We start from the raw sequence: 24,677 nt of genomic DNA on the forward strand, positions 1-24,677 counted from the left end.
AACTTTTATCAAACTATATAGTACACTACTTAACTTTAATAAATTTTAAAAGAATCAAATAGGTAATATTTAATTATATAAAAAATAACAAAATAGCTTTTATTATATTAATTATTAAAAATGAAAACTAAAAATACAAAGTCTTATCCAACATTGATAATCTTATTATTAAGATCAAATTGATTAAAAAGCCATTAATAAAATCAATTCTTTTTAGGCATTTCTCGAGAAACTTCTTTTGAGTACAAATGCACTTCTCTTTGAGGAAATGGTAAAGAAATATTATTAGCTTCTAATTGTTTTTTAGCCTCTTCTATAGTGTAGAAATGCACAGCCCAAAAATCATCATTAGAAGCCCAATAACGCAACTGTATAGTTATAGCACTATCCCCTAGATCTGTCACCATCACTTCAGGAGCAGGTTCCTTTATAACTTGCTCTTGAGTATTGATAATATCTAATAATATCTGTTTTGCTTCTTTAATATTACTAGTATACGATATTCCTATATCTATCTTATCACGTCTTATCCCCTCTGATGAGTAGTTAACAATGTTATCATTAGATAGTTTACCATTAGGAATAATAGCTAATTGATTACCAAAAGTAGTAAGCTTGGTAGTAAAAATTGAAATCTCTTTTACCGTTCCGGAGACCCCTTGTGCTTCTATAAAATCTCCTATCTTAAAAGGTTTAAAAAACAGTATTAAAACACCTCCTGCAAAGTTTGCCAAAGATCCTTGTAAAGCTAACCCGACAGCCAAGCCTGCAGCACCTAGCACAGCAACTAAAGAAGAAGTCTGAACACCTAATTGAGTGATTACCAAAATTAGTAATAATATCTTAAGCCCGATGTTGATAATTTCATATAGAAAATTTTCTAACGTTTCATCATAATCCTTTTTTTGAAAGAATTTTCGAAGCACTCGACTTATAATATTAATTACCCATATTCCTACAAAAAGAATGACAATGGCAGAAATCAATCCTGGGACAAAGTCCCAAACCCATTCTATGAATTGTTTCCAGTTATCTTTTGTTAACCCTAATTTTTCCATTTTATATTATTTAATTTTTAAGTAATTATACGTTATTAATTGTAATATGATTGACTAAGTTGATATTTTTTTTAATAGAATTAGAAAACAGATCAGTTCAATTCTTATCTACACCCCCATATTTTTGTAAATCCAATACAGTAATCAATTTTTCAAAAAGCTTAGTATGGCTCTGCAATGGTGTTTTTTTTATTCTAAGAATACTTTATCTACTCAAAAAGAGACACTAGATACTAAGATTGAATCCTTAATTTCTGATGCGAGTTATAAAGCAGATGATGTAATAACTTCTCTCGAAAACAAGTTAAGCGAACTAAAGATTAAAAATAAAAAATTACAGAAATCATAATGGGGTGTGATCAATGCAATAAATGAAGCGTCTAGTAAAGCGTTTGATTCTGGAGAAACTTATATAAAAGTTTCTAAAGAATACTACAAACTCAAAATTTTCCAACAATTAACAAGAATTTTTTCTTTTTTTAGCAAGCTAGCTATTATTGGCGGCTTGCTTTTCTTAAGATTAATATTTTTAACTGTATCAGGAGCACTTCTATTATAAATCATTATAAGTATATATGTTTAAAATTATGTATATCATATCTACAGAAAAGCGTACAAAAAATATCTATCAGATACTTAAAAGAAACTTCTGAATATTAAATACAGACAATAATAAAATTAAATATACAGAAGTGAAGACATTTATTATCTAATTCATCTAGGATATAGAAATTAGTCTAAACTTTATGGTTTATTAAAAAATCTATCAAGAATAGATCCAAGTATGATTTCTAACTTAATAAATCATAAAATTGAAATAGAATGAATATCTATTTAATTATAAAACCTTCAAACTTATCCAAAAAAATTATACGAATTCTTATTTGATTATGCGATAGTTTTTTGTACTAAATCAGTATAGAATCTAACAATATTATTTTTACCTTTTTCAAAATCTGTTAGTGCAGGAAGGTGTTTTGAAAAATATCGCTGATGATGTGCTCCTTCAATTACTGTCGATATAAGCATATGTGGAAATTCAAATTTTGGATTTATTTCCAAAACAATATCGCTTACTCTTTGTACAACTCTTTTATATGTTTTATAAAACCCTCTTTTATTTTCTTCATCTACATCTTTTGTATAATAGGCTTTGGCAGATTCTGATATAATAATTTTATTAAGCAATACTTCATTAATAAATGTAAAGGAATTATCTTCTTTTACCTCTTGAGTAAGTAAATTAATAGCCGTTTTTAATTTATCATTCGCAGAAGTAACATTAGTAGTAGCAAAAACTAATTTGTATTCAATCCAACTCCAATACCAATTAATTAAATAAACTAACAACGCATGTTTACTTTCGAAATAACGATAAATCGAACTTTCATTAGAGCCAATAGCCACTCCTAATTTCCTAAACGTAAAAGACTCAAACCCTAAATCATTAATCATCTCAATACTCATATGTACTATCTTCTTTCCTAAGTCAGAGGACTCAGGATTTTTTGTATACAATTCGGGATTGATTGTGATATGTATATGTAAATGTTCCATTTATAGAAACAAATATATAAAAGTATTACTATTAAATAAAGGTTGTCTCACTATTTTTAGTCTTGTCCTCTATTTTTGGTTTTCATCTCATAGAACAATTAGCTATACTGATGAGTAAAAGAATTATACTCATCTCCAACCATATAACCATTAATATTTAAAAATGGAGTGTCTTTTTCTATATAACCAAAATTCTACATCTTTACAATAATAAATTCTGATCTACGATTCATATCATGCTCTCTATCTGAACATTTTACTCCATTTCTACAACTATTGATTAATTGCGTTTCTCCATAACCAATAGAACTCTCTATACGTTCTTTTGCTATGCCCTGAGAAATAATATATTTTTTGGTTGCATTAGCCCTTCTATCAGAAAGCTTCAGGTTATAACGATCACTTCCTCTAGAGTCTGTATGAGATTCAATTTTTATAATCATCTCTGGGTATTCATTCATTAAAAAAACTACTTTATTCAATTCTATAGCAGCATCATTTCTAATATACCATTTTCCTAGATCAAAATAAATAATATCAATATTTATCTTCAGGACTCCGTTTTCGGATATAATTAATTTATTAAGTTCTTTTTGGATCGTGAGTGTACTCGTATTTATTTCTCCATTAACGTCTGTAGTAGTAATTATTTCATTATTATTTTTATAATCTTTTTTTGAAACTTCAATCTTATATGTTGTTTCACAAGGATATTCAGCTTCAAAAGCAAAACTTCCATTAATCTTTGTTTTGGTTTCTTCTATTATATTCTCATTTTCATCCAATAATTTAACTGTAACATCTTCTACTGGAGTTTTCCTTCTTTGATCAATTACAGATCCATTGATGTATTGATCACAAGGTAGCTCAAATCGTTCAAAAGAATAAATATCATCATCTCCTTTTCCAGATTCTCGATTAGAACAAAAATATCCTTTTTTAGTTTCTTCTCTAACAATATATCCAAAATCATCTTTTGAACTATTTAATGGCGCTCCAAAATTGATAGAGGTTGTAAAGTTGTCGTCTTTTATAAGGTTTTCAAATACATCCAATCCTCCTAGCCCTAAATGGCTATCTGAGGAAAAATATAGCGCATGTTCTGTAATATATGGAAACATTTCCCTTCCAATTGTATTAATTTTTGGACCTAGATTCTTAGGTTCTGAATACTTATTATCATCCAAAATATCTACTACAAAAATATCTGTATCTCCTATAGTCCCTGGCATATCAGAAGTAAAATATAGTTTTTTTCCATCTTTACTAACTGAAGGATGTCCTACAGAATAATGATCACTGTTAAAAGGTAGTTCTCTAATATCTACCCACTCTTGGTTTTCATAACTATCCTCAGTTAGAATTGCACTATATAATTTTAAATGGCTTACACCGTCATCATCTTTCCCTAAAGAACCATCATAATTATTACGAGTAAAATATATTTTTTTTTCATCAGGAGAAAAAGCTACAGTAGCTTCATGATATCTAGTATTGATATTTCTTGAAAATTCTTTCACTTTTCTTACATCTGTTTCTAATGCATTAATATCACCTATAAATAGATCTAAGTATGGTTGCTCATTCCAACGATATTTTCGGGTATGAAAGGCAGAAGAGTCTTGTACTGAAGCGTATACCAATTGATCTCCAAAGTACATAGGTCCAAAATCTGAATAAGCAGTATTAATTAATAAATTTTTAATTTCAAATTGTGGTTCTAGATTCAGTATCGTTTCTATTGGTGTGTTTTTCTGATCAAATTTTTCTATCCGAGAATCTTCTTTATGAGCTTTTTTGGTAAACTGTTGCATCCATTTTTTAGCTTTTTTATAATTTCCTATTCCTGCTAATGTATTCGCATATTTAAAAATATATTCTGCTTCAATTTCTTCAGGATATTCAGCTACCAAATTTTCATACCACTTACAGGCATTTTCCATATCAGTATTATAATAATATGCATCACCAATTTTTTGCAATACATTCATCGAATAATCTCCCTTAGCAATAACTTCTTCATATGCTTTAGCGGCTTGCACATACCACATTTTTTCAAAGAGTTTATCTGCTATCTTATGTCTCTTTTGTGCATATAAAAATGTAGTGAATAAGATCAGGGTAAGTGTTAGTATGTTTTTCATTTTCAGTATGCTTTTTTAAAAGAATCTAGGGGATTTTAATTTTTTTGCTTCCGATTTTAGCTCAAAACGAATCATTATCTCATGGCTACCTGATGTAAATTTTTGTAATTCTGTAGTCGTATAATCATAGGCATATCCTATTAATAATCCGGGAGTAACCTGAAGACCTACTAAACCGCTAACAGAATCATCCCAACGATATGACGCTCCAAGCCGTAATCGCTCATGTATCATAAAATTAGCAGAAAGATCAACAGACAAAGGTGCTCCTACTACATGTTTTAAAAGAAATGCAGGTTTAAACTTCAAATGCTCTCCTAAATCAACCACTAATCCTCCAATAAAAAAGAAATGTAATCTTTCTGAAGCTGTAGACTGTTGTATATCATCATAATGCTCATCCGTAAAAAAATTAGGAATAGAAACTCCCAGATAACTTTTTTCGCTATGTAAATACACTCCTGCTCCGACAGTAGGTAAAAAACGATTACTTATATTCTGAAAAACAGCATCTGGGTTTTGAGATTGACCTTTAGTAAAATCAAGGTTAAAAAATCGTCCTCCTCCCTTCACTCCAAAAGAAAGTCGTTGGGTTTCTGAAGCTTTAATTGTATATGAAAAATTAAGATCCATATATAGCTCTTCAGAAGGACCTAATTCATCATTAATAACAGAAAAGCCTAGTCCTACATTCTTTCCTAAAGGAGAATCAATACTTAACGTTTGTGTTACAGGAGCTCCATCAATACCTACCCATTGCGAACGATGTATGCCGGTAATTGCTAAATGCCCTCTTGATCCTGCATATGCAGAGTTTACACTCATTGTGTTGTACATGTACTGTGTAAATTGGGGGTCTTGTTGACCAAATGTTATTAATGGCATACAAATTAATATACATTTGATTACGCTTTTATAATATATGTCCATTTAAGGCTATTTTTTTATTCTATTTAGAAATTTGATATCTGCTTCTTTTGTTTTTTTATAATATTATCTATTAATATATAACCAACCTGCTTTAGGTTTAGAACCTTCTCCAAGATCTAGTATATAATAATATGTCCCAACTGGTAGTTTATCCTGAACATAAATAGTAGCTCTTCCTTCAGAAGTACCATTCCAAGTATTATCATACCCTTTTCTTTCAAATACAATATTTCCCCAACGATTATATACAATTAGTTTATTATTTGGATATCGAGTGATGCAATCAATATAAAAAACATCATTAGTACCATCATCGTTTGGTGAAAATTCATTAAAAATGGTAAGACATTTAGTTTCTACAGTTGCAGTACTCTCATCATTTGTTGGATTTGAATCGATTTGATCCAAAGATCCCAGAGAAGCAGTATTTAGATAATCATCTACATCCAATACTTCTACCAATACACGTAACGTGTGTGACTCTCCATTATTTACAATAGGTATTAGCCAAATTCCATTGACCTCATTATACGTTCCTGAAGAAGATTCGAAAGACTCAAAACGATATCCTGCAGGTAATATATCTAATATTTCTACAGAAGTAGCTGCAAGGCTTCCACTATTTGATACTGTAATCGTAAATGTAACCATATCCCCAATTGCTGGGTTTTGATCATCAACTACTTTTAATACTCCTATATCGACTCCAGGAGTTGTTATAAAAGTACTATCCTCATCGTTTTCACTTTGATCTCCATCATCATTATTAGGGGTACTATTCGGATCAAACTGATTACTTGCCGTGATTTGTACTACATTAAGATATTCCCCCTCCTGAAGTGTAGGCATATTAACCGTTGCACTATAAGTAATCGTTAGCCCTGTAGTAGGGATAGTAAGATTTGTCCAATCAATAATATTTTCATTTAATATCCCTCCATTACTAATATTTGTAATAGCACTATACCCTATAGGAAGCACATCCTGTACGGCTACTCCGGTAGCATTATTAGGTCCTGCATTAGTAATTTGTATCGTAAATGTGATTTCATCTCCTACATTAGCGTTTGTATCACTAACTGATTTATCAATACTTAGATCAGCAGTCTCTACAAATATCACGATATTATCTTCGTCATTTTCGCTTTGATCTCCGTCATCATTATTAGGTGTACTATTCGGATCTAACTGATCACTAGCCGTAATCTGTGCTACATTTACAAACTCATTAGGAGTTCCTGTTGGGGCATTAACAATAACATCAATTAATAATGTTTGTGTAAATCCACTTGGGATAGATCCTACTGTCCAGACACCTGTAACATCATTATAAATCCCTGAAGTAGCACTAAATACAACATAGTCAAATCCAGGAGGTAATATATCTACAACCTCCACTCCTGTTGCAGCCTCGGGTCCCGTATTAGCAATAGTAATCTGAAAAGTAATCTCATCTCCGACTTCTGCTCTTATATCATCTGGATCTACAACTGTTTTGTTTAATGCCAGATCAGCAACTAACTGTATAGGTGTTACAACAGCATTATCTTCATCATCTTCGCTTTGATCTCCATCATCATTATTAGGTGCAGAGTCTGAATCCAAAATATCTGAAGCTGTGACCTGAGCTATATTTAAATAATCTCCTGTAGAATTTACCAAAACATCAATTAGCAAAGTCTCTGAAGTATTACTAGCAACATTACCAACTTTCCAAATCCCTGTATTCTCATCATAAACACCTGCTGTTGAACTAAACAGTACAAAATCATATCCTGATGGTAGTAAATCTGTTATTTCTATCCCTGTAGCATCTTCAGGTCCATCATTAGTAACTGTGATTTGAAATGTGATTTCAGATCCAACAAGTGGAGTTATATCGCCATCTACGACAGTTTTAGCTAACGAAATATCAGAAATTGATTGCACTGGCGTTACCATAACACTATCTTCATCATCTTCGCTCTGATCGCCATCATCATTATTAGGCGTAGAGTCTGAATCCAGAATATCAGAAGCTGTAATCTGAGCTATATTTAAATAATCCCCTGTAGCATTTACCAATACATCTATTAATAATGTTTCTGAAGTATTATTGGCAATATTACCAATGGTCCAAACCCCTGTATTTTCACTATAGGATCCTGATGTAGAACTAAATAACACAAAATCATACCCTGATGGCAATAAATCTGTTACTGCTACACCTGTAGCATCCTGAGGTCCATCATTAGTAACTGTAATTTGAAATGTAATTTCAGATCCAATAAGTGGAGTTGTATCACCATCCACTACTATTTTAGTTAATGAAATATCAGAAATTGACTGCACTGGTGTTACAAAAACACTATCTTCATCATCTTCACTTTGATCACCATCATCGTTATTAGGAGCAGAGTCTACATCAAAAACATCAGAAGCAGTAACTTGAGCAATATTTAAATAATCTCCTGTAGCATTTACCAATACATCTATCAATAATGTTTGTGAACCTCCAGAAGGAATAGTATTTAAATTCCATATTCCTGTATTCTCGTTATATACACCGGCAGAAGAACTATATAAAACAAAATCATATCCTGATGGTAATATATCTGTTACAACTACACCTGTAGCATCATTAGGTCCGTTATTTATTACTCTTACTTCAAAAGTTATTTCAGATCCTATTAAGGGTGTAGTATCTCCATCGATAACAGTTTTTGTTAATGATAAATCTGCCTGCTCTGGGATAAGTGTTAAGGTAGTCTCATCATCATCAGCAATACCATCTCCTAAATCATCTCCTGTACTATCAACACTTGGATCACTATCAGGATCAAACTGATCACTAGCCGTAATCTGAGCTTGATTCGTATAACTTACTCCTACTCCTGGAGCATTCACTTCTGCGGTATAAGTAACTGTAACTACTCCATTATTAGAAGGAACACTTAACCCTGTCCAACTAGCTGTATTACCCATAACACTACCGCCATTATTAACCGTTACTAATGTAAAACCATTCGGTAAAATATCTGATACCGAAACCCCTGTAGCAACATCAGGCCCTGAATTAGTCAATGCTAAACTAAACGTAACCGTAGCTCCTACATTAGGAGTCATATCACTTACTGATTTAACAATACTCAAATCGGAAACCTTAGGAACAACAACAACACTATCCTCATCATTCTCACTCTGATCTCCATCATCATTATTCGGACTACTATTTGGATCAAACTGATCACTAGCCGTTACCTGAACAATATTCTTATACTCATCAACAGCACCTGTAGGTGTTTGTACCGTAGCATCAAAACTCATCACTAAACTATTAACTCCTAATGGAACAGATAAACCACTCCAACTAACAGTATTACTTGATAAAGTTCCGCCTGTACTAATGTTGGTAATATTACCATAACCGACAGGAACAACATCTGCTATACTCACTCCACTGGCAGCAACAGCACCTGCATTACTAAGGTTGATCGTAAAAGTAACTACTTCTCCTGGGTTAGGAGTACTTGTACTTACTAACTTCTCAATACTTAAATCCGATTGCTGAGGAGTGACTATAAAACTACTCTCATCATCCTCACTCTGATCCCCGTCATCATTATTTGGACTACTATCAGGATCAAACTGATCACTAGCCGTTACCTGAACAATATTCTTATACTCATCAACAGCACCTGTAGGAGCGTTAACAACAACATCATACGATAATGTCAATGTATTAGATCCTGTAGATGGAACAGATAAACCACTCCAACTAATCGTATTACCTATTAAAGTTCCGCCATTAGAAATACTACTACTAGTCACTGTAAAACCTGAAGGAATAACATCCGAAATAGCAATACCTGTAGCAGGATCCCCCCCATTATTTGTTAAAACAACTTCAAAGGTAATCGTAGCTCCAACATTAGGAGTAGCACTAGAACCTAAACGGAGGCCTTTACTTATTTCTAAATCAGAACTGGATGGAACTATCGTTACTGCAGCTTCATCATCCTCGCTTTGATCTCCATCATCATTATTAGGGCTACTATCAGGATCAAATTGATCACTAGCAACCACTTGTACTGTATTTTTATATTCATCAACTACACCTGTAGGTGCATTAACCATAACCTTATAGCTAACTGTAACTCCCGCTAAAGGAACACTAGAAAGAGTCCATGAAATACTAGTATTACCGGGGTTAAAAATACCGCCGTTACTAATACTACCATTCACTAAACTATATCCTACTGGGATCTTATCAACAAACGCTACATTAGTACCTATTGCAGTACCTCCATTAGATAATCCTATTGTAAATGTAAGTACATCACCAACATTTACAACTCCTCCATTATCATCCGAAAAACTCTTAGATAAAGAAAGATCGGAAACCTGGGGGGTAATGCTAAAGGTAGTCTCATCATTATCCGCAATACCATCTCCTAAATCATCTACAGTATTATCAACACTTGGATCACTGTTTGGATCAAATTGATCACTAGCAGTAATCTGGGCACTATTTACATATTCATTAGCTACTCCACTAGGTGCATTAACACTTGCTGAATAGGTTACAGTCACACTTCCATTGGCTGGAACAGATATGCCTGACCATGTTGCAGTGTTTCCACCAGTGGTTCCTGAATTGTTTACACTTATCAATGTTAATCCTACTGGTAATACGTCTGCTATAGCTACTCCAGTAGCAATATCAGGACCTGCATTACTAATCGTTAATTCAAAAACCAACGTATCTCCAACATTAGGTGTGGCACTACCACTCTGCAATCCTTTAGTGATACTTAAATCTGCCTGCTCTGGGATAAGTGTTAAGGTAGTCTCATCATCATCAGCAATACCATCTCCTAAATCATCTCCTGTACTATCAACACTTGGATCACTATCAGGATCAAACTGATCACTAGCCGTAATCTGAGCTTGATTCGTATAACTTACTCCTACTCCTGGAGCATTCACTTCTGCGGTATAAGTAACTGTAACTACTCCATTATTAGAAGGAATACTTAACCCTGTCCAACTAGCTGTATTACCCATAACACTACCGCCATTATTAACCGTTACTAATGTAAAACCATTCGGTAAAATATCTGATACCGAAACCCCTGTAGCAACATCAGGCCCTGAATTAGTCAATGCTAAACTAAACGTAACCGTAGCTCCTACATTAGGAGTCATATCACTTACTGATTTAACAATACTCAAATCGGAAACCTTAGGAACAACAACAACACTATCCTCATCATTCTCACTCTGATCTCCATCATCATTATTCGGACTACTATTTGGGTCAAACTGATCACTAGCCGTTACCTGAACAATATTCTTATACTCATCAACAGCACCTGTAGGTGTTTGTACCGTAGCATCAAAACTCATCACTAAACTATTAACTCCTAATGGAACAGATAAACCACTCCAACTAACAGTATTACTTGATAAAGTTCCACCTGTACTAATGTTGGTAATATTACCATAACCGACAGGAACAACATCTGCTATACTCACTCCACTGGCAGCAACAGCACCTGCATTACTAAGGTTGATCGTAAAAGTAACTACTTCTCCTGGGTTAGGAGTACTTGTACTTACTAACTTCTCAATACTTAAATCCGATTGCTGAGGAGTGACTATAAAACTACTCTCATCATCCTCACTCTGATCCCCGTCATCATTATTTGGACTACTATCAGGATCAAACTGATCACTAGCCGTTACCTGAACAATATTCTTATACTCATCAACAGCACCTGTAGGAGCGTTAACAACAACATCATACGATAATGTCAATGTATTAGATCCTGTAGATGGAACAGATAAACCACTCCAACTAATCGTATTACCTATTAAAGTTCCGCCATTAGAAATACTACTGTTAGTCACTGTAAAACCTGAAGGAATAACATCCGAAATAGCAATACCTGTAGCTGGATCTCCTCCATTATTTGTTAAAACAACTTCAAAGGTAATCGTAGCTCCAACATTAGGAGTAGCACTAGAACCTAAACGGAGGCCTTTACTTATTTCTAAATCTGCAGATTGAATGGTAAAAGTTGCAGTAGCTTCATCATCATCAGCAATCCCATCTCCTAAATCATCTACCGTATTATCTTCATTAGGATTACTATCGGGATCGGTCAGGTCAGAGGCTTTAATCTGAACTGAGTTTGTATAATTTCCTGTTGCCTTTACAATAGCCCTATAAGTTAATGATAAGGTATCTCCATTAGTAATGGACAAATTATTCCAAATAAGTGTTCCACTTGCAATATCAAAACTTCCTCCATTGTCGACTGATCCTGGAACTAATGTATACCCACTAGGGAGTACATCTTCAATTCTTACACCAGTAGCATCTCCTGTACTGGTACCTGTATTATCATTTAATACCTGAATTGTAAAAGTAACTTCATCTCCTATATTTCCAGAAACTGGTGCTACTAATTTGGTCAACTGAAGATCCGATTCTTCAAAAGTTATATTAGCACTACTTTGATCATTTTCGGATGGATTATTATTATTCGGAGTAGAATTAGGGTCATTTTGATCACTAGCAAATACTTGTGCTGTATTTACAAAATCTGTAGTATTTCCTGTAGGAGCATTTACCGTAGCTGTAATACTTAATGTTACTGTATTCCCTGGCACTGTACTTGGAATCGAACTTAAAGTCCATATTCCTGTGGTTTCATTATAATTTCCTCCTCCATTGTCAGAGACATAACTATATCCCGCTGGTAACTTATCTATAATACTTACATTAGTTGCGGTATCAGAACCATTGTTAATCAATTCTACTGTAAATACTACAGTTTCTCCTACACTTGCGGTAGTTGGCAAAACACTTTTGTTTACCTGAAGGTCAGCTGATTGAATTGTTATCGTTGCATTAGTTTCATCATCATCAGCAATACCATCTGCCAGATCATCTATTGTAGCATCTTCACTAGGATTACTATCGGGATCTGCTTGGTTACTTGCTATAATCTGTGCATTATTTATATAACTCCCTATTGAATTTACAGTTACCTGATAAGAAAGTATCAGACTACTTGCTGGGTTTTGGATAGTAGAGTCCCCATCTGGCACATTAGGTATTGTTAAATTTGACCAAGTAATTGAATTATTTCCTACATCAAAATTCCCTCCATTACTTACTGATCCTGGTACTAAAGTATATCCTGATGGAATAATATCTTGTACAGAAACACCTGTTGCTTCAATAGAATTAATCAAATCTTCATTATTACGCACATTTAGAGAAAATGTGACAATATCTCCTGCATTTACTGAAGATGGCGTAACTGTTTTTGTCAATTCTAAATCGGATATTCCAATAATCTGAATCGTAACTCGATCAGAAACCGTATTACAAATACCATTAGAAATTGTCCATTCAAATTCGTAAGTTCCAAGTGTTGTTCCTGTAACATCTGTATTTCCTAGATTGGGATCTATAAAATTTACGGTAGTTGGTCCTGATATTTGTGACCAAACTCCCTGTCCAACAATTGCAGTAGTTGCTCCCAATGTTACAGGGGTTGATTGTGCTATTGTTTGATCTGGACCTGCATTTGCACTAGTAGGTTCTTCTGTAACTACTATTTCTACTCTGTCTGTTAAAGTACATCCTCCACTAGTTACTGTCCAATCAAGTTCATAAGTTCCTGCAATCAGACCTGTAACGGCAGTATCCTCTAGATTAGGGGATAAAATTGTAGCTGTATTAGGGCCTGAATTCTGAGTCCAAGTTCCTACACCTGTTGTTATTGCAGTTGCTGCCAATGTAGTTTGATCAGCACATATGTTCTGATCTGGTCCTGCTTCTGCGGCAGAAGGAGGAGCTCCTGTAAAAGTAACCTGAACAGTATCTATAGAAGGATCACAAGCAGAAGGGCTTACAGGAAAACCATTACCATTCGTTACAGTCCAAGTTAATGTATAAGGTGTATTAATAGTATTGGGAATATTAGAAAGTGTACTTGTAGGAGAATTAGGACTGTCAATTACAATTGTCCCTCCTGAGGGGTCATCTGATGGATTTGCAAAAGACCATGTTCCTATTCCTCGATTTGGCGGATCTGCATTAAGTTGCGCATTTAACTGGCAAGCATTATTTTGATCAGGTCCTGCATCTGCAGTACTTGGTTCTCTAAATACTTCTATACGTACTACATCTGTTAATTTAATACAAGCGCCTTTGGTAAAAGTCCATTCTAAAATGTATAATCCTTGACTTAGGTTACTCAATGTTGTTGTAGGATCTGTACTATCGGCAAATACTGCACCACCTCCACTTGTCGGAAATACAACAGACCATTGTCCGTTAACTCCTGGTTCTGGGGCATTACCTGCCAAAGTAACTTGCCTTATAGGAGCATCTTGAGTACATTTAACCTGATCAGGTCCTGCATTTGGAGGTGCAGGAGCTGTTGCAGTAGTAATAGTCACTGTATCTGTTCCTGGATCACAATTCACAGGTGTACCACTAGGAAACGTTACATCATCTGGTTCATACTGAAAAACATAAGTATGCCCTGGTGTTATTGTTGCATTGGCTGTATTACTACCTCCTGTAGGGCTTGGAGCTGGAGACTGCATAATTACTGAATTTGTTGGAGCAGTCGTTGATACTTGTGTCCATGTTCCTGTAGACCCCTTTGTACCTTGTAATAATACACTAGAAGCTTCGCAAAATTCTTGATCAGGCCCTGCATCTGCTGGAGCTGCAACTTGTATCTGTACATCATCAGAAGTAGTAGGACAAATAGGACTACCAATAATGCTCCATTTAAAAACATAGGTTCCTGTAACAAGATTACTTACTGAAGTATTAGGGTCATTAACATTAGCAAAAACGGGGGTACTTGGCGCTCCAGAAAGTACGCTCCAATATCCTGTTTCTATATTTGGATTAAAAGTATTCCCATTTAATGTTACTGTAGTTAGTCCACAAACATTTTGATCATTTCCTGCAGTTGCATTTGTTGGTGGAATACCTACTTCGATAGTAACTTGATCTGTCGCCGTAGTACATCCTGTTACTGTCCAATTAAACACATATGTTCCTGAAAATGTAAATGAGACATCAGAAAGAGGATTGGTTTCATCGATGAATGTAAACCCTCCATTTCCTGTATCCAATGTCCACATTCCAGTAGCACCATCGGGCAAAGGGCTTGCATCCATAGTAAAAGTATTCTGACAGCCATTTTTATTGGTTCCAGCATCTACTGTAGCATCATTTGCTAATGTTACTTTCACCTCATCAGAAACAGATTGACAGCCCGCAGATGTTACCGTCCAAGTAAGCATATAAGTTCCATTTGCAGGAAACGTTGGAGTAGCATTTGGTAGTGTATCATCATTAAAAGTAACGCTGGGATTAGTACTAGTCCATAATCCAGTTTCTCCAGATGCTAATGTACTACCATTAAGCTGAAAAGGTCCAGATCCTGCAGGTAAACAAATATCTGCTCCTGCAGATACATTCTGAGGTCCTGCTGCTGCATTGGTAGTAATATCTACAGTATCACTACTTGGTGTAGGACAAGCACCTCCTGCTCCAGTTGCTTCTAAATCTATTGTCCAAATAAATGTATACGTTTGATTTTGTATCGATAATCCCGAAACTATTGTATTGGGGTCATTAGCATTTACAAAAACTGGTCCTGTGGGCGAGGCTGTCCAAGTACCAATTTGCCCATCTCCTGGAGTATTGGCATTAAGTTGAAAATTTGTATCTGCACAAATCAATTGTGGTGCCGTAGCAATCACAGCTGTATCAATAACTCCAGGTGCTACGGTTATTTTTACATCATCAGGAGTTACTTGGCAACCTGTAGAAGGACCTCCTGTAACACTATATCGAAATATATATTCTCCGGCTACAGTTAAATTTGAAATATTAATGAGTTCATTAAAAGAATTGTCTATGGTAGCTGATGTTGGACCACTTATCTGCGTCCAAATTGAAGTTCCTACAGCAATTGGATTTCCATTTAATGTTGTAGATGAAGCACTACAATCTAGGGTAACATCTCCTCCTGCACTTGGTAATGTTGCTGATCTTGTAATGGTAACATTAATTGTTGCTGAAGCATTTGTACATGCTGTTAAAGTGTTTCCGGTCTGGTCTCTTCGAAACTCAATAGTATATGTTCCTGGTGGTAATCCTGCAAGACTTGATAAGCCAAATTGATCTACGAAATCTAGATTAAAAATCCCTCCTGAAAAATTTCCTCCTAATCCTTGAAAAGGAGTTGGATAGGTAACCAGAGGAGGAGAATTTAAATTATCTACAGGACCACTAATAATACTATATGTTGTAGAATTTCCTCCAGATGTAATTATTCCTATCGGAATTTCGAACACGTTACAATCTCCTATAATGTCTGCTCCTCCATTGACCATAATAGTAGGTGATGGCGGTCTAAATCGTATTTGTACTGTTGTCTCAGAATCACATAATGTAGTTCCGTTCTGAATCGTATATGTAAAATTATAAGGATCATTAGATGGGTCTAATCCTGTAACTAAGGTGGTAGGGTTCGTAGCATCATTAATCACCAGATCAGGATCAGATCCCGAATATGTCCATGCTACAGCTTCTCCATCAAAAGTAATTTCATTACCTACTAAAGTAGCTTGATTTATCGTGTTGTCGCAAAAAACAATATTGTTCTCAGCTACAGATGCTGTTGTGACATCTTGTGTTGCTGCTGGAACAGTAATCGATACTGTATCACTACCATTAACACATGGACCACTTACACTCCACCTAAAGACATAGGTTCCTTCTTGTAGTCTAGTCACTCTAGTATTCGGGGTATTTGCGCTTACAATATTTGGGTTATTTGGTCCACTCACAAAAGACCACATTCCATTTTGTCCTCCTAGTCCACAACCTCCAAAAGATCCTGCTAGATTAGTTCTTTGGGTTGCTGTATAGCAATTAGTGAGTGTTTGATCTCCACCCGCAGTTACTGTATTTACTCCACCAAAATTAGTAACAATTAAATCATCTGTAGATGTACAATCTAGGTTAGGTCCTAGAGCATTTTCATTTGTTATAGTATATCGTAATGTTGTAGCTCCACAACTACCAGATGGTAAGGAAATAGAAGTAGTAGATTGATTTGGAAAGTTAATAACCACACCTGCATCATTATTTCCTACAACAGACCATTCGACAACTTCTCCGTTTAGTGGTGGGTTTCCTGTAAGAACAACTCCTCCATTGCTAGGGCAAGATGAAACATCACTACCAGCATTTGCTATAGTAATAGGTCGCACCATTACTTGCATTTCGTTTTGATTATCCACTCCATCTCCACAAGAGCCTACTAATGCAAATTGATATGTATTCCCTCCACTAAATCCAGTAACATTAGTTATTAATGTATTTGGAGATTGAATAATCACCGATGGTCCTCCTGTTTGTATCCAAAGAGATCCAGAACTTGGTCCTGATACAGAGCCCGATAATACAAGGGCATCTCCTGCACAAATAAGCTGATCTGGTCCCGCGTTAGGGGAACAATTCTGACCAAAAAGCTGTACTGATGAGAATATGAATAACAATATCAACAAAGAAAAAAGTTTATTTTTCAATAAAAAAGTTGAGGTTATTCTTTTTGAAAATGTAAAATTAAAGTATTTTTTTTCCATCTATAACGGTTCTACTATGAAATACGAATTTAAAGTAATCCTATTTTTAACTAAAAAAAGTATTATCAGAATACAGCAGACTATTCGATGAAACAGCTAATGATCCGATAAAAGGCAAGCCCTTCTAGCTACTTTTTAATTATGCTAATTTTAACTAATATTAATTGTGTGAAGTTATATTATTATTGCCTTCCTTAGGATATGGAAAAAAACCAAAATATGTACGGTTTAACATTAGTAATTCATATAAATTAAGGATATCAAAACAAAACAATTATCATATCTACCGTAAAGAAGTGATCTTGATGCAATATGAATTCGATGTAACAAAATTTAAGTCCGTTAGAGTAGTTTTAGATAGTAAATTATATCGAATTACAGGTAAACTTTCGTCAAAAACCTAATTTCAATATCTCCAATCTAACTTAAGGCAGGTTAATTTTTCTCTATATCATCTCGAGTTTTTTGACTTCGCTCTAAATAAGCCAAAGTCGATTGATCATTATGAAAAAATCTCTCAACTTGACGATTTTTTTGAATTATGCCTAAAAGATGTGTTCTGAATTGATAATACAATGTGATTATTAAAAAAACATAATAATTGATAATCATTCACTATTTATCCCAAAAGTCGCTACGATGGGTCAAAAAGACGTTCCGTTTAACTCTAAGAGTGCAATTTTTAATTCCATTGGTTAAAAATTTAGCTTTAGAGGTTAAAAATTCAGGGTAAAGAGTTAAACGTTTAGCTTTTTACCTTAAAAATTTAAGGTAACAGGTTAAACACTTTATCTAAAAGACCCATCGGAGGGTCTTAGAGACCTTCTGATGAGACAATGTCATTAAAATTTGGATGATCATTGTTAAACGTTTAGCCTTAGAGCTTGATCATATAGGTCTTGGAAGAGTCGTATTGCTTAATCAAGATTTAATCTTCAATAATTTTTTCTGTTATACACTTTAACATTGATAACTCTGGATTTAACAAGTGAGTCATAATGACCAAATCAGGATGTAAAGGAGTTTCATATGGTGCATTAATTCCTGTAAAGTTTTTAATTCTTCCTTGTAATGCTTTTTTGTATAGTCCTTTAGCATCTCTTTGTATACATATATCTATAGGACAATCTATATGAATAAGAATAAAATGAAACCCTTTATTCTTTATATATTCTTTTATTTTTATCCTATCCTCATGATAAGGTGCAATCAAAGATGCTATTACAGGTATTCCTTTTTTAAGATAAGATACTCCCAAGACTCCTGTTTGCATTAGTTGTTTCTGGCGATCTTCTCTACTAAATCCTAATGACTGATGATATTTTTTTCGTATGATATCTCCATCTAAATGTATTATCTTCTTACCTCTTGTAGTATAGTAAGAAGTTAATTTGCTTCCTAAGGTTGTTTTACCACTACCAGAAAGCCCTGTTAAGAGTATAAATACTGGTTTCAATTTATCGCAAATAAAGATTCATATTCTTGTTCATATACAGTTTTGTTTTTTGTGTTTTTTATACCTAGTAACATATCTCCAAAAGCATTGATTTCTATAACAAATACCTTACCTGATCTATCTACTAATATATCAATCCCTGCATAGTTTAGCTTTGGAAACTCTAGCATTGTCTTTTTTATAACCGCTTCTATATTATGTTGTATTTTTTCTGTAATACCAGCTTCTTTCAGATCAAGTTTCTGGTTTCCTAAATGTAGATTCGTAATCATATGCTTACTCGCTCTAGGGACTATAAATTCTATTCTATTGTTTATTACCACTACTCTAAAATCAATACTGTATCCATTATAATTCCATTTTGGAATCCATTTTTCAATAATTAAATCTGTATCAACCATAGCTTCAATAATTCTTTTAATAGCATCTGGGTTGGTATACTTAATAATTCTTAGGCTATTGTATAATTTCCCGTTTTGTTCTTTTATTGTAGTATATAATACCTGCTTACTAGGATTAGCATATCGAAAAGCCATGACTCCGGATGCTGATGAACCATAGGATGGTTTTATAAACACCTGAGATATGGAGTGTAGTTTCATTTTTCTGAGCAACATTTCATAACTTTCGCAACTTCCAATTAGGATTGGACAGGATATCTGTTTTGATTTTAAAGTTTTTTGTGTCTTATGCTTATCAAAAACATGTGCGATTGATTCTGGATCATTTATAAAACTAATGGTATATGTTTTTGATAAATTTTTGATTTTGGATAATAGTATGCACCATCCTCGATACCATGTTTTGAAACGTGCCACTTGTCCAAAATCTTCTTGTAGTAGACACACCTCATCAATTTGTGATTGTGTTTCGCATCCTAATAATAAAATGCTTTTATAGGTTTCAAAATCTTCTCCAGAAGATTCTAACCTAAAAACATAAGTCGTTGTATGAGATAATATATATGTATCATTTATAATATCTAGATAACTAATATGTATTAATTGATGGTTATATTGCTCCAAAACCTCATTCCAAAATTGAACTCTTCTAGAGTTTTTTGGAGCAATACATACATGATTGATAGTCTGATTCATTACGACTTATTCTCCAACCTCTACATATAGCCAATCGTCTTCTATTTCTTCTTGATCACTTAGATTTATGTGCTGGTTTTTAAATTTTTCTACGAGCTCTTTTATAAGATTATCTGGGATAAAATGATGCCTACAATTGATATGTTTTAATTGTAATAATCCATCATTAGCAAGTAGCGCTTCTGCTCCTTTTTTAGTAAGTGTTCCCATCGAAATATCAAGAGTTTCAATTCTGCTTAAGATCGGATGATCTTTTAATAAAATTGCTATTTCATCTTGCATATCTGAGTTCTGAAGCCCTAAATGTGTGAGTTTAGGAAACCCTACTCCATCGATTAGTTCTTTTACCTTATCTATAGTTACTGTAGCTCCGTATTCATCTGTTCCTAACCAAATTTCTAGGTATTCTAAATTTTCAAAAGATGCTTTTGAAGCTATTAAACTTGTAATTACTTCTTCATCTAGCCCACCTGTTTCTATTCTTAATTTTTTTAGTTTTGGTAAGTTTACCTTTCCAATTTTTAATCCTTGGCCTCCTCTAACACAGAAAGTTTCTAACTCTGAGAATGTTGTGAGAAATTGATTATAATCTGTCTGATTAATCCAAGACATTTCACAATCTTCATAGGTCATATCTCCTATAAAAACATGTTTTAACTGCAAAAAACTTGATTTATGAGTTATCAAATAATTTAAGATAGCAGTTGGATCTACTTCATAAGAGTCTTGCCAAGCTCCGATAATCAGTTCTTGCATTGTATCAGTAGCTCCCGTTTCTACTAAACTTTTTAGCCTGTCTACTACAGAATGTTTATCCTCATAAGGAGATTCTACCTTGTAACAAACATTAGGATCAATAGTATCTCCTATCTGAAATACTTTTACTGGTTTATTATTAAATGTCTCTTGGTATTGATTAACAGTCATTTTATATATATTTATTTAATAGTTAAAGGTATTCTTTCTAAAATTTGATTTCCGTAAATATTTTCTAAGTCAAGTTCTTGAAGGTTTATATAACCGATATAACATCTGCACTCTGTATTGATACATTGCTTAGGTTGCAAAAGTATTTTTACATCATCAGTGTATATATTTCCTAATTTATTTTTAATAAAATGACAAGGATACATGTCTCCGTTTCCATCAATAGAAAAACTGGTATGACCTGCATTACATTTTTTACCTTTGGTGTTGTATACTGTATTATTATAAGGAAATAGTGAGTCTACATTGGTTAACCATGCTTTTTCATATTCGGTATAATAGTTTTCTTCTCGTTTATAGGCATTGATCCAGATATATCGATCTTTAATTTCTTCTTTTAATCGCTCAATCGCTTCAAAATGTTCTTTTACCCCTACGATTCCTATGCTAAACTGTATATCATTAGCAATCAAAAAATTGCATTTTCTTACAAAAACCTCAAAATCAACTTCATTAGGATGATAGGTTACCCATAGTGCAAATGTTTTTTTATTGACTTGATGGATCCAATCTAAACTGCATGATAAATTAGTCTGAATTGCTATTTTAGCGACTGTACTCATATGACTAAGATCAATCATTGCTTTTTGATAATACTTACGTATAAGTCCTTCTCCCCATGGGGTTAATAATATATGTATCGTTTCATTTCTGCTAGCTACCCAGTTTGTAAAACGGTCAAGGCACTCCTGATCATATTGTAATTCTTGTCGAGTATTTTTTTTCTTTGCAAATGGACAGTAAGGGCAATCATAATTACAACTGTCTAGTGACCCTCTGTATAAAATATTCCAGCTTGTGTTCTCTACTTCCATGTATACTCTTCCATTAATGATTTTACATTATCTGTATATAAAACAGGTCCTATTGCATCTTCATAACACATTCCTTGCTGAGATAGTTTATATATATCTCCTTCTTGTATCAGCCACTCTTTTTCTTGTAATATATTAAGCAACTCGAATTCTTCAAAAACATTAGCCCCAAAACGGTGTTGATATTTGTCTGGAGATAAGCATCCACCGTCTGTAATGGATTTAATTACAAATCGTGTTTTTTGTTCCCATTTACTCAATCGTATTCCGTAAGAAATCGTTTTAAAATCATTGGTATTGGTATAATTAGAAATGATATTTTTTATTACTTTTCTATCTACTGCATAATCCGTACTATAATGTAATTGCTGTGTGTACGACCTTGCTCCTGCTCCTATTCCTATCATACCATCTAATACAGAATCATACTGATCTGTTATTGTACTAATAGAGGTATTCTTTTTTCTAAAACATCGCATACTTGTTTGTTCATATCCTGAGTTTAATAGTGCATCTCGCCCTATAAGGTATAACTCTTGTCTATGATCATTTTTTTCTATATTTCTTTTTCCTAGACCTGTTAATTGACGAACGTATAATGGATATAGAAAAATTTCTGTTGGCTGAAACTCTACTGTTTTTTCTATCGAATATAGAAAGCTGTCTTTGGTTTGATTTTCTGCTCCATAGATAAGATCTAAGTTAAATTCTGGAATAGCAGATAGCGCTAATTGCGTAACCTTAGCTGTTGTTTGCCGTATTGATTGCGGACGTCCTAACGCTTTTGTTTCATCCTCTATCCACGATTGTACCCCCATGCTTAATCGTGTAATTCCGTATTCTTCTATGAGTTTAATTTTTTCTTTAGTTAAGGTTTTAGGAGAGGCTTCTATAGAACCATAATACATGTGCATATCAACACCCATGTTTTTGATATACCGCAATAGAAGTTCTAATTCATCGGGTTCTAAAAAAGTGGGGGTTCCTCCACCAATTGCAAAATTGGTAAAAATTGCATCATCAAACAGTTCTTTATACGTTTCCATTTCTCTTCGCAATGCATCTATGTATGCTTTTACTCCTTCTTTTGGGTTAGCAATAGTAAATAAATTACAAAAACCACAACGCATTTCGCAAAAAGGAATATGTGTATAAAAAAAAAGACGTTTCCTGTTTTCTTGTTCCCATACTTCTTCTAAAGAGATTTTTTCAAAATTTCGATATGTAGACTTATGTGGGTATGAATAGGTATACCCCTGATATAGGTTCTGAGTTATGGTATCCAGTTCTGGAGCTACTATCATTTTTGTTTTTTATTTAAGTATTCTAAATATGGTACTGTCATTACTACTTCATGTCCATTTCTATGTCCCCATTGTCCATCTTCGCCAAAAGCAGTTCCATGATCGCTACATGCTATAATAAATTGATCTCGTTTTCTTTTTTCGAATGCTTCTTGCAATATTTGCAATTGAGAATCGACATATATCAATGCTGCTTTATGGGTCTGATAATCGTCTTTTTCTTTTCCTTCTATATAAAAATGAGTAGGTTGGTGAGTTGCGGATATATTTATAAATAAAAACAAGGGGTTTTCATGATTAAGATATTCTTCTGCTTTCTTAAACTGGTATGCTGTAGAGTATTTTTCTGTCACTCCTAGTTTTTCTGACCATTCGCTATATTGAAACATATCCGGAAACACATTACTTATCGCTGTTTGTTTATTGAAAAAACCTACTCCTCCTATACATACTGTATCATATCCTATATTCTCCAAAGATGCTATAATAGTAGACTCTGTAAATGTATAGGTATGTGGTGTAGTAGACTCACTACCCTGAAAACGAGATGCAAATAATCTTGGAGTTATTTTTTCGTTTATTTTAGTGGGTAAAAATCCTCCAAAAAAAGCATGATGTGCAGGAAATGTAAAACTAGCAGGAGTAAATCGTTTTTCCCATCCTTCTTTTGGTAACCATTTTTTAAAATTAGGTAGTTTATCTTCTAAAAATAATTCTTGCGCAGCATCGTATCGTAAAGAATCAATAGTAATAAATACAAAATCAGTTTCTGGTATTAAGTTATTTATGTTCAAAATATATTTATTAGATCAATTATAGAGTTAATACTATAATCTGATTTTATCGTTGTTATTCTCCCTTTATTTAGCCATACTGTTTTCCAACCTGCATCAGTTCCTCCCTTAATATCATTAATGGGATCGTCTCCTACAATTACAAACATATCTGATGTTTTTTGTAATGTATTCTCTATATACCTGTAATAATTGATATCGGGTTTTGAATATCCTATTTCTGATGAAATAAAAATAGCTTCTTTTTTAAAAAAAGAGGTTATTTTACTGCTATTTAACTTATTTCTTTGGTTTATACTTCCTCCATTGGTTACAATCCCTATTTGATAAGTATTTTGTAACTGTTTCAAAAGAGCTATTACCTCTTGATTAACAGGTGATATAAACAAATGTATTTCTTTAGCTCCTTTTTCGATCAATTGAGGTACAGAGTATGGTAATTGATAGGTAACACATAACCATTTATAAAAAATATAACGAGACGTATATCCCCAATTATCTTTTTGTAGAATTATCTCCCATTCTTTACTAGAAGGAGAAATCATATGAGAAGCCAACATCGATTGTAGCCATGATTGATATGCCGTATTACGATCTAGTAACGTATTATCTAGATCGAATAAAATGGTCTTCATTAGAGCCTATACTTTATAAATAATAGAACAACATAGTCATTTCTTTGGTAGTATACACATCTCAACTACTTATTAATTTCTTTTTTTCTATAATGTGTAAACTTTATATAGAAATATACAATGCTTCTAAACAAAAGCTTTACTTACATAAACAACTCATTAATAAATATTTAAAAATAAAAAAAATCAGACACAACTAATCCACTGATTAATTCTTCAAT

At 33.5% G+C, this 24,677-nt stretch carries 14 protein-coding genes; 2 read left to right on the plus strand and 12 right to left on the minus strand.

The window, feature by feature from the left end; all coding sequences use genetic code 11:
• Positions 1–203: 203 nt before the first annotated feature.
• A complete protein-coding gene (locus N456_RS07250; RefSeq protein WP_062055430.1) occupies positions 204–1,058 on the minus strand; it encodes a mechanosensitive ion channel family protein in 855 nt (284 codons plus the stop codon).
• A 166-nt stretch (positions 1,059–1,224) separates the two neighbouring features.
• Between N456_RS07250 and N456_RS07255 the strand changes: the two genes are divergently transcribed.
• Complete coding sequence (locus tag N456_RS07255) at positions 1,225–1,407, plus strand: hypothetical protein (RefSeq protein ID WP_062055432.1); 183 nt, start codon at positions 1,225–1,227, stop codon at positions 1,405–1,407.
• A 6-nt stretch (positions 1,408–1,413) separates the two neighbouring features.
• Complete coding sequence (locus N456_RS24045; RefSeq protein ID WP_148639228.1) at positions 1,414–1,617, plus strand: hypothetical protein; 204 nt, start codon at positions 1,414–1,416, stop codon at positions 1,615–1,617.
• Positions 1,618–1,946: 329 nt separating this feature from the next.
• On the opposite strand, the gene N456_RS07260 is transcribed toward N456_RS24045, so the two are convergent.
• From N456_RS07260 to N456_RS07315, 11 genes are all read right to left on the minus strand, one after another.
• Entirely contained in the window at positions 1,947–2,615 is a 669-nt protein-coding gene (locus N456_RS07260; protein WP_062055434.1) for a TetR/AcrR family transcriptional regulator, read from the minus strand.
• 194 nt (positions 2,616–2,809) lie between these two features.
• A complete protein-coding gene (locus N456_RS07265; protein WP_062055436.1) occupies positions 2,810–4,759 on the minus strand; it encodes an OmpA family protein in 1,950 nt (649 codons plus the stop codon).
• A 15-nt stretch (positions 4,760–4,774) separates the two neighbouring features.
• Positions 4,775–5,689, minus strand: coding sequence for a PorP/SprF family type IX secretion system membrane protein (locus N456_RS07270; protein ID WP_062055438.1), 915 nt, complete (start codon positions 5,687–5,689; stop codon positions 4,775–4,777).
• Between the two features lie 63 nt (positions 5,690–5,752).
• Entirely contained in the window at positions 5,753–17,311 is an 11,559-nt protein-coding gene (locus N456_RS07275; protein WP_158447845.1) for a T9SS type B sorting domain-containing protein, read from the minus strand.
• 985 nt (positions 17,312–18,296) lie between these two features.
• Positions 18,297–18,824: an adenylyl-sulfate kinase gene (gene cysC / locus N456_RS07285; protein WP_062055445.1), complete on the minus strand. Its 528-nt coding sequence runs from the start codon at positions 18,822–18,824 to the stop codon at positions 18,297–18,299.
• Positions 18,821–19,921: an STM4014 family protein gene (locus tag N456_RS07290; protein WP_062055447.1), complete on the minus strand. Its 1,101-nt coding sequence runs from the start codon at positions 19,919–19,921 to the stop codon at positions 18,821–18,823. Before N456_RS07290 ends, cysC begins: the two co-directional genes overlap by 4 nt.
• 6 nt (positions 19,922–19,927) lie before the next feature.
• Positions 19,928–20,848 (minus strand): STM4015 family protein, encoded by a 921-nt coding sequence (locus N456_RS07295; RefSeq protein ID WP_062055449.1) that lies wholly within the window; start codon positions 20,846–20,848, stop codon positions 19,928–19,930.
• A gap of 11 nt (positions 20,849–20,859) precedes the next feature.
• Positions 20,860–21,723 (minus strand): STM4011 family radical SAM protein, encoded by an 864-nt coding sequence (locus tag N456_RS07300; protein ID WP_062055451.1) that lies wholly within the window; start codon positions 21,721–21,723, stop codon positions 20,860–20,862.
• Positions 21,714–23,027, minus strand: coding sequence for an STM4012 family radical SAM protein (locus tag N456_RS07305; protein WP_062055453.1), 1,314 nt, complete (start codon positions 23,025–23,027; stop codon positions 21,714–21,716). The genes N456_RS07300 and N456_RS07305 overlap by 10 nt, the downstream gene beginning before the upstream one ends.
• A complete protein-coding gene (locus N456_RS07310; protein WP_205410255.1) occupies positions 23,024–23,821 on the minus strand; it encodes an STM4013/SEN3800 family hydrolase in 798 nt (265 codons plus the stop codon). Before N456_RS07310 ends, N456_RS07305 begins: the two co-directional genes overlap by 4 nt.
• Positions 23,818–24,456, minus strand: a complete 639-nt coding sequence (locus N456_RS07315; protein WP_062055457.1) for an HAD family hydrolase — start codon at positions 24,454–24,456, stop codon at positions 23,818–23,820. Before N456_RS07315 ends, N456_RS07310 begins: the two co-directional genes overlap by 4 nt.
• Between the last annotated feature and the right edge of the window lie 221 nt (positions 24,457–24,677).

It is taken from the genome of Aquimarina longa SW024 (genome assembly GCF_001401755.1).
In the GTDB taxonomy this organism is placed as follows: domain Bacteria; phylum Bacteroidota; class Bacteroidia; order Flavobacteriales; family Flavobacteriaceae; genus Aquimarina; species Aquimarina longa.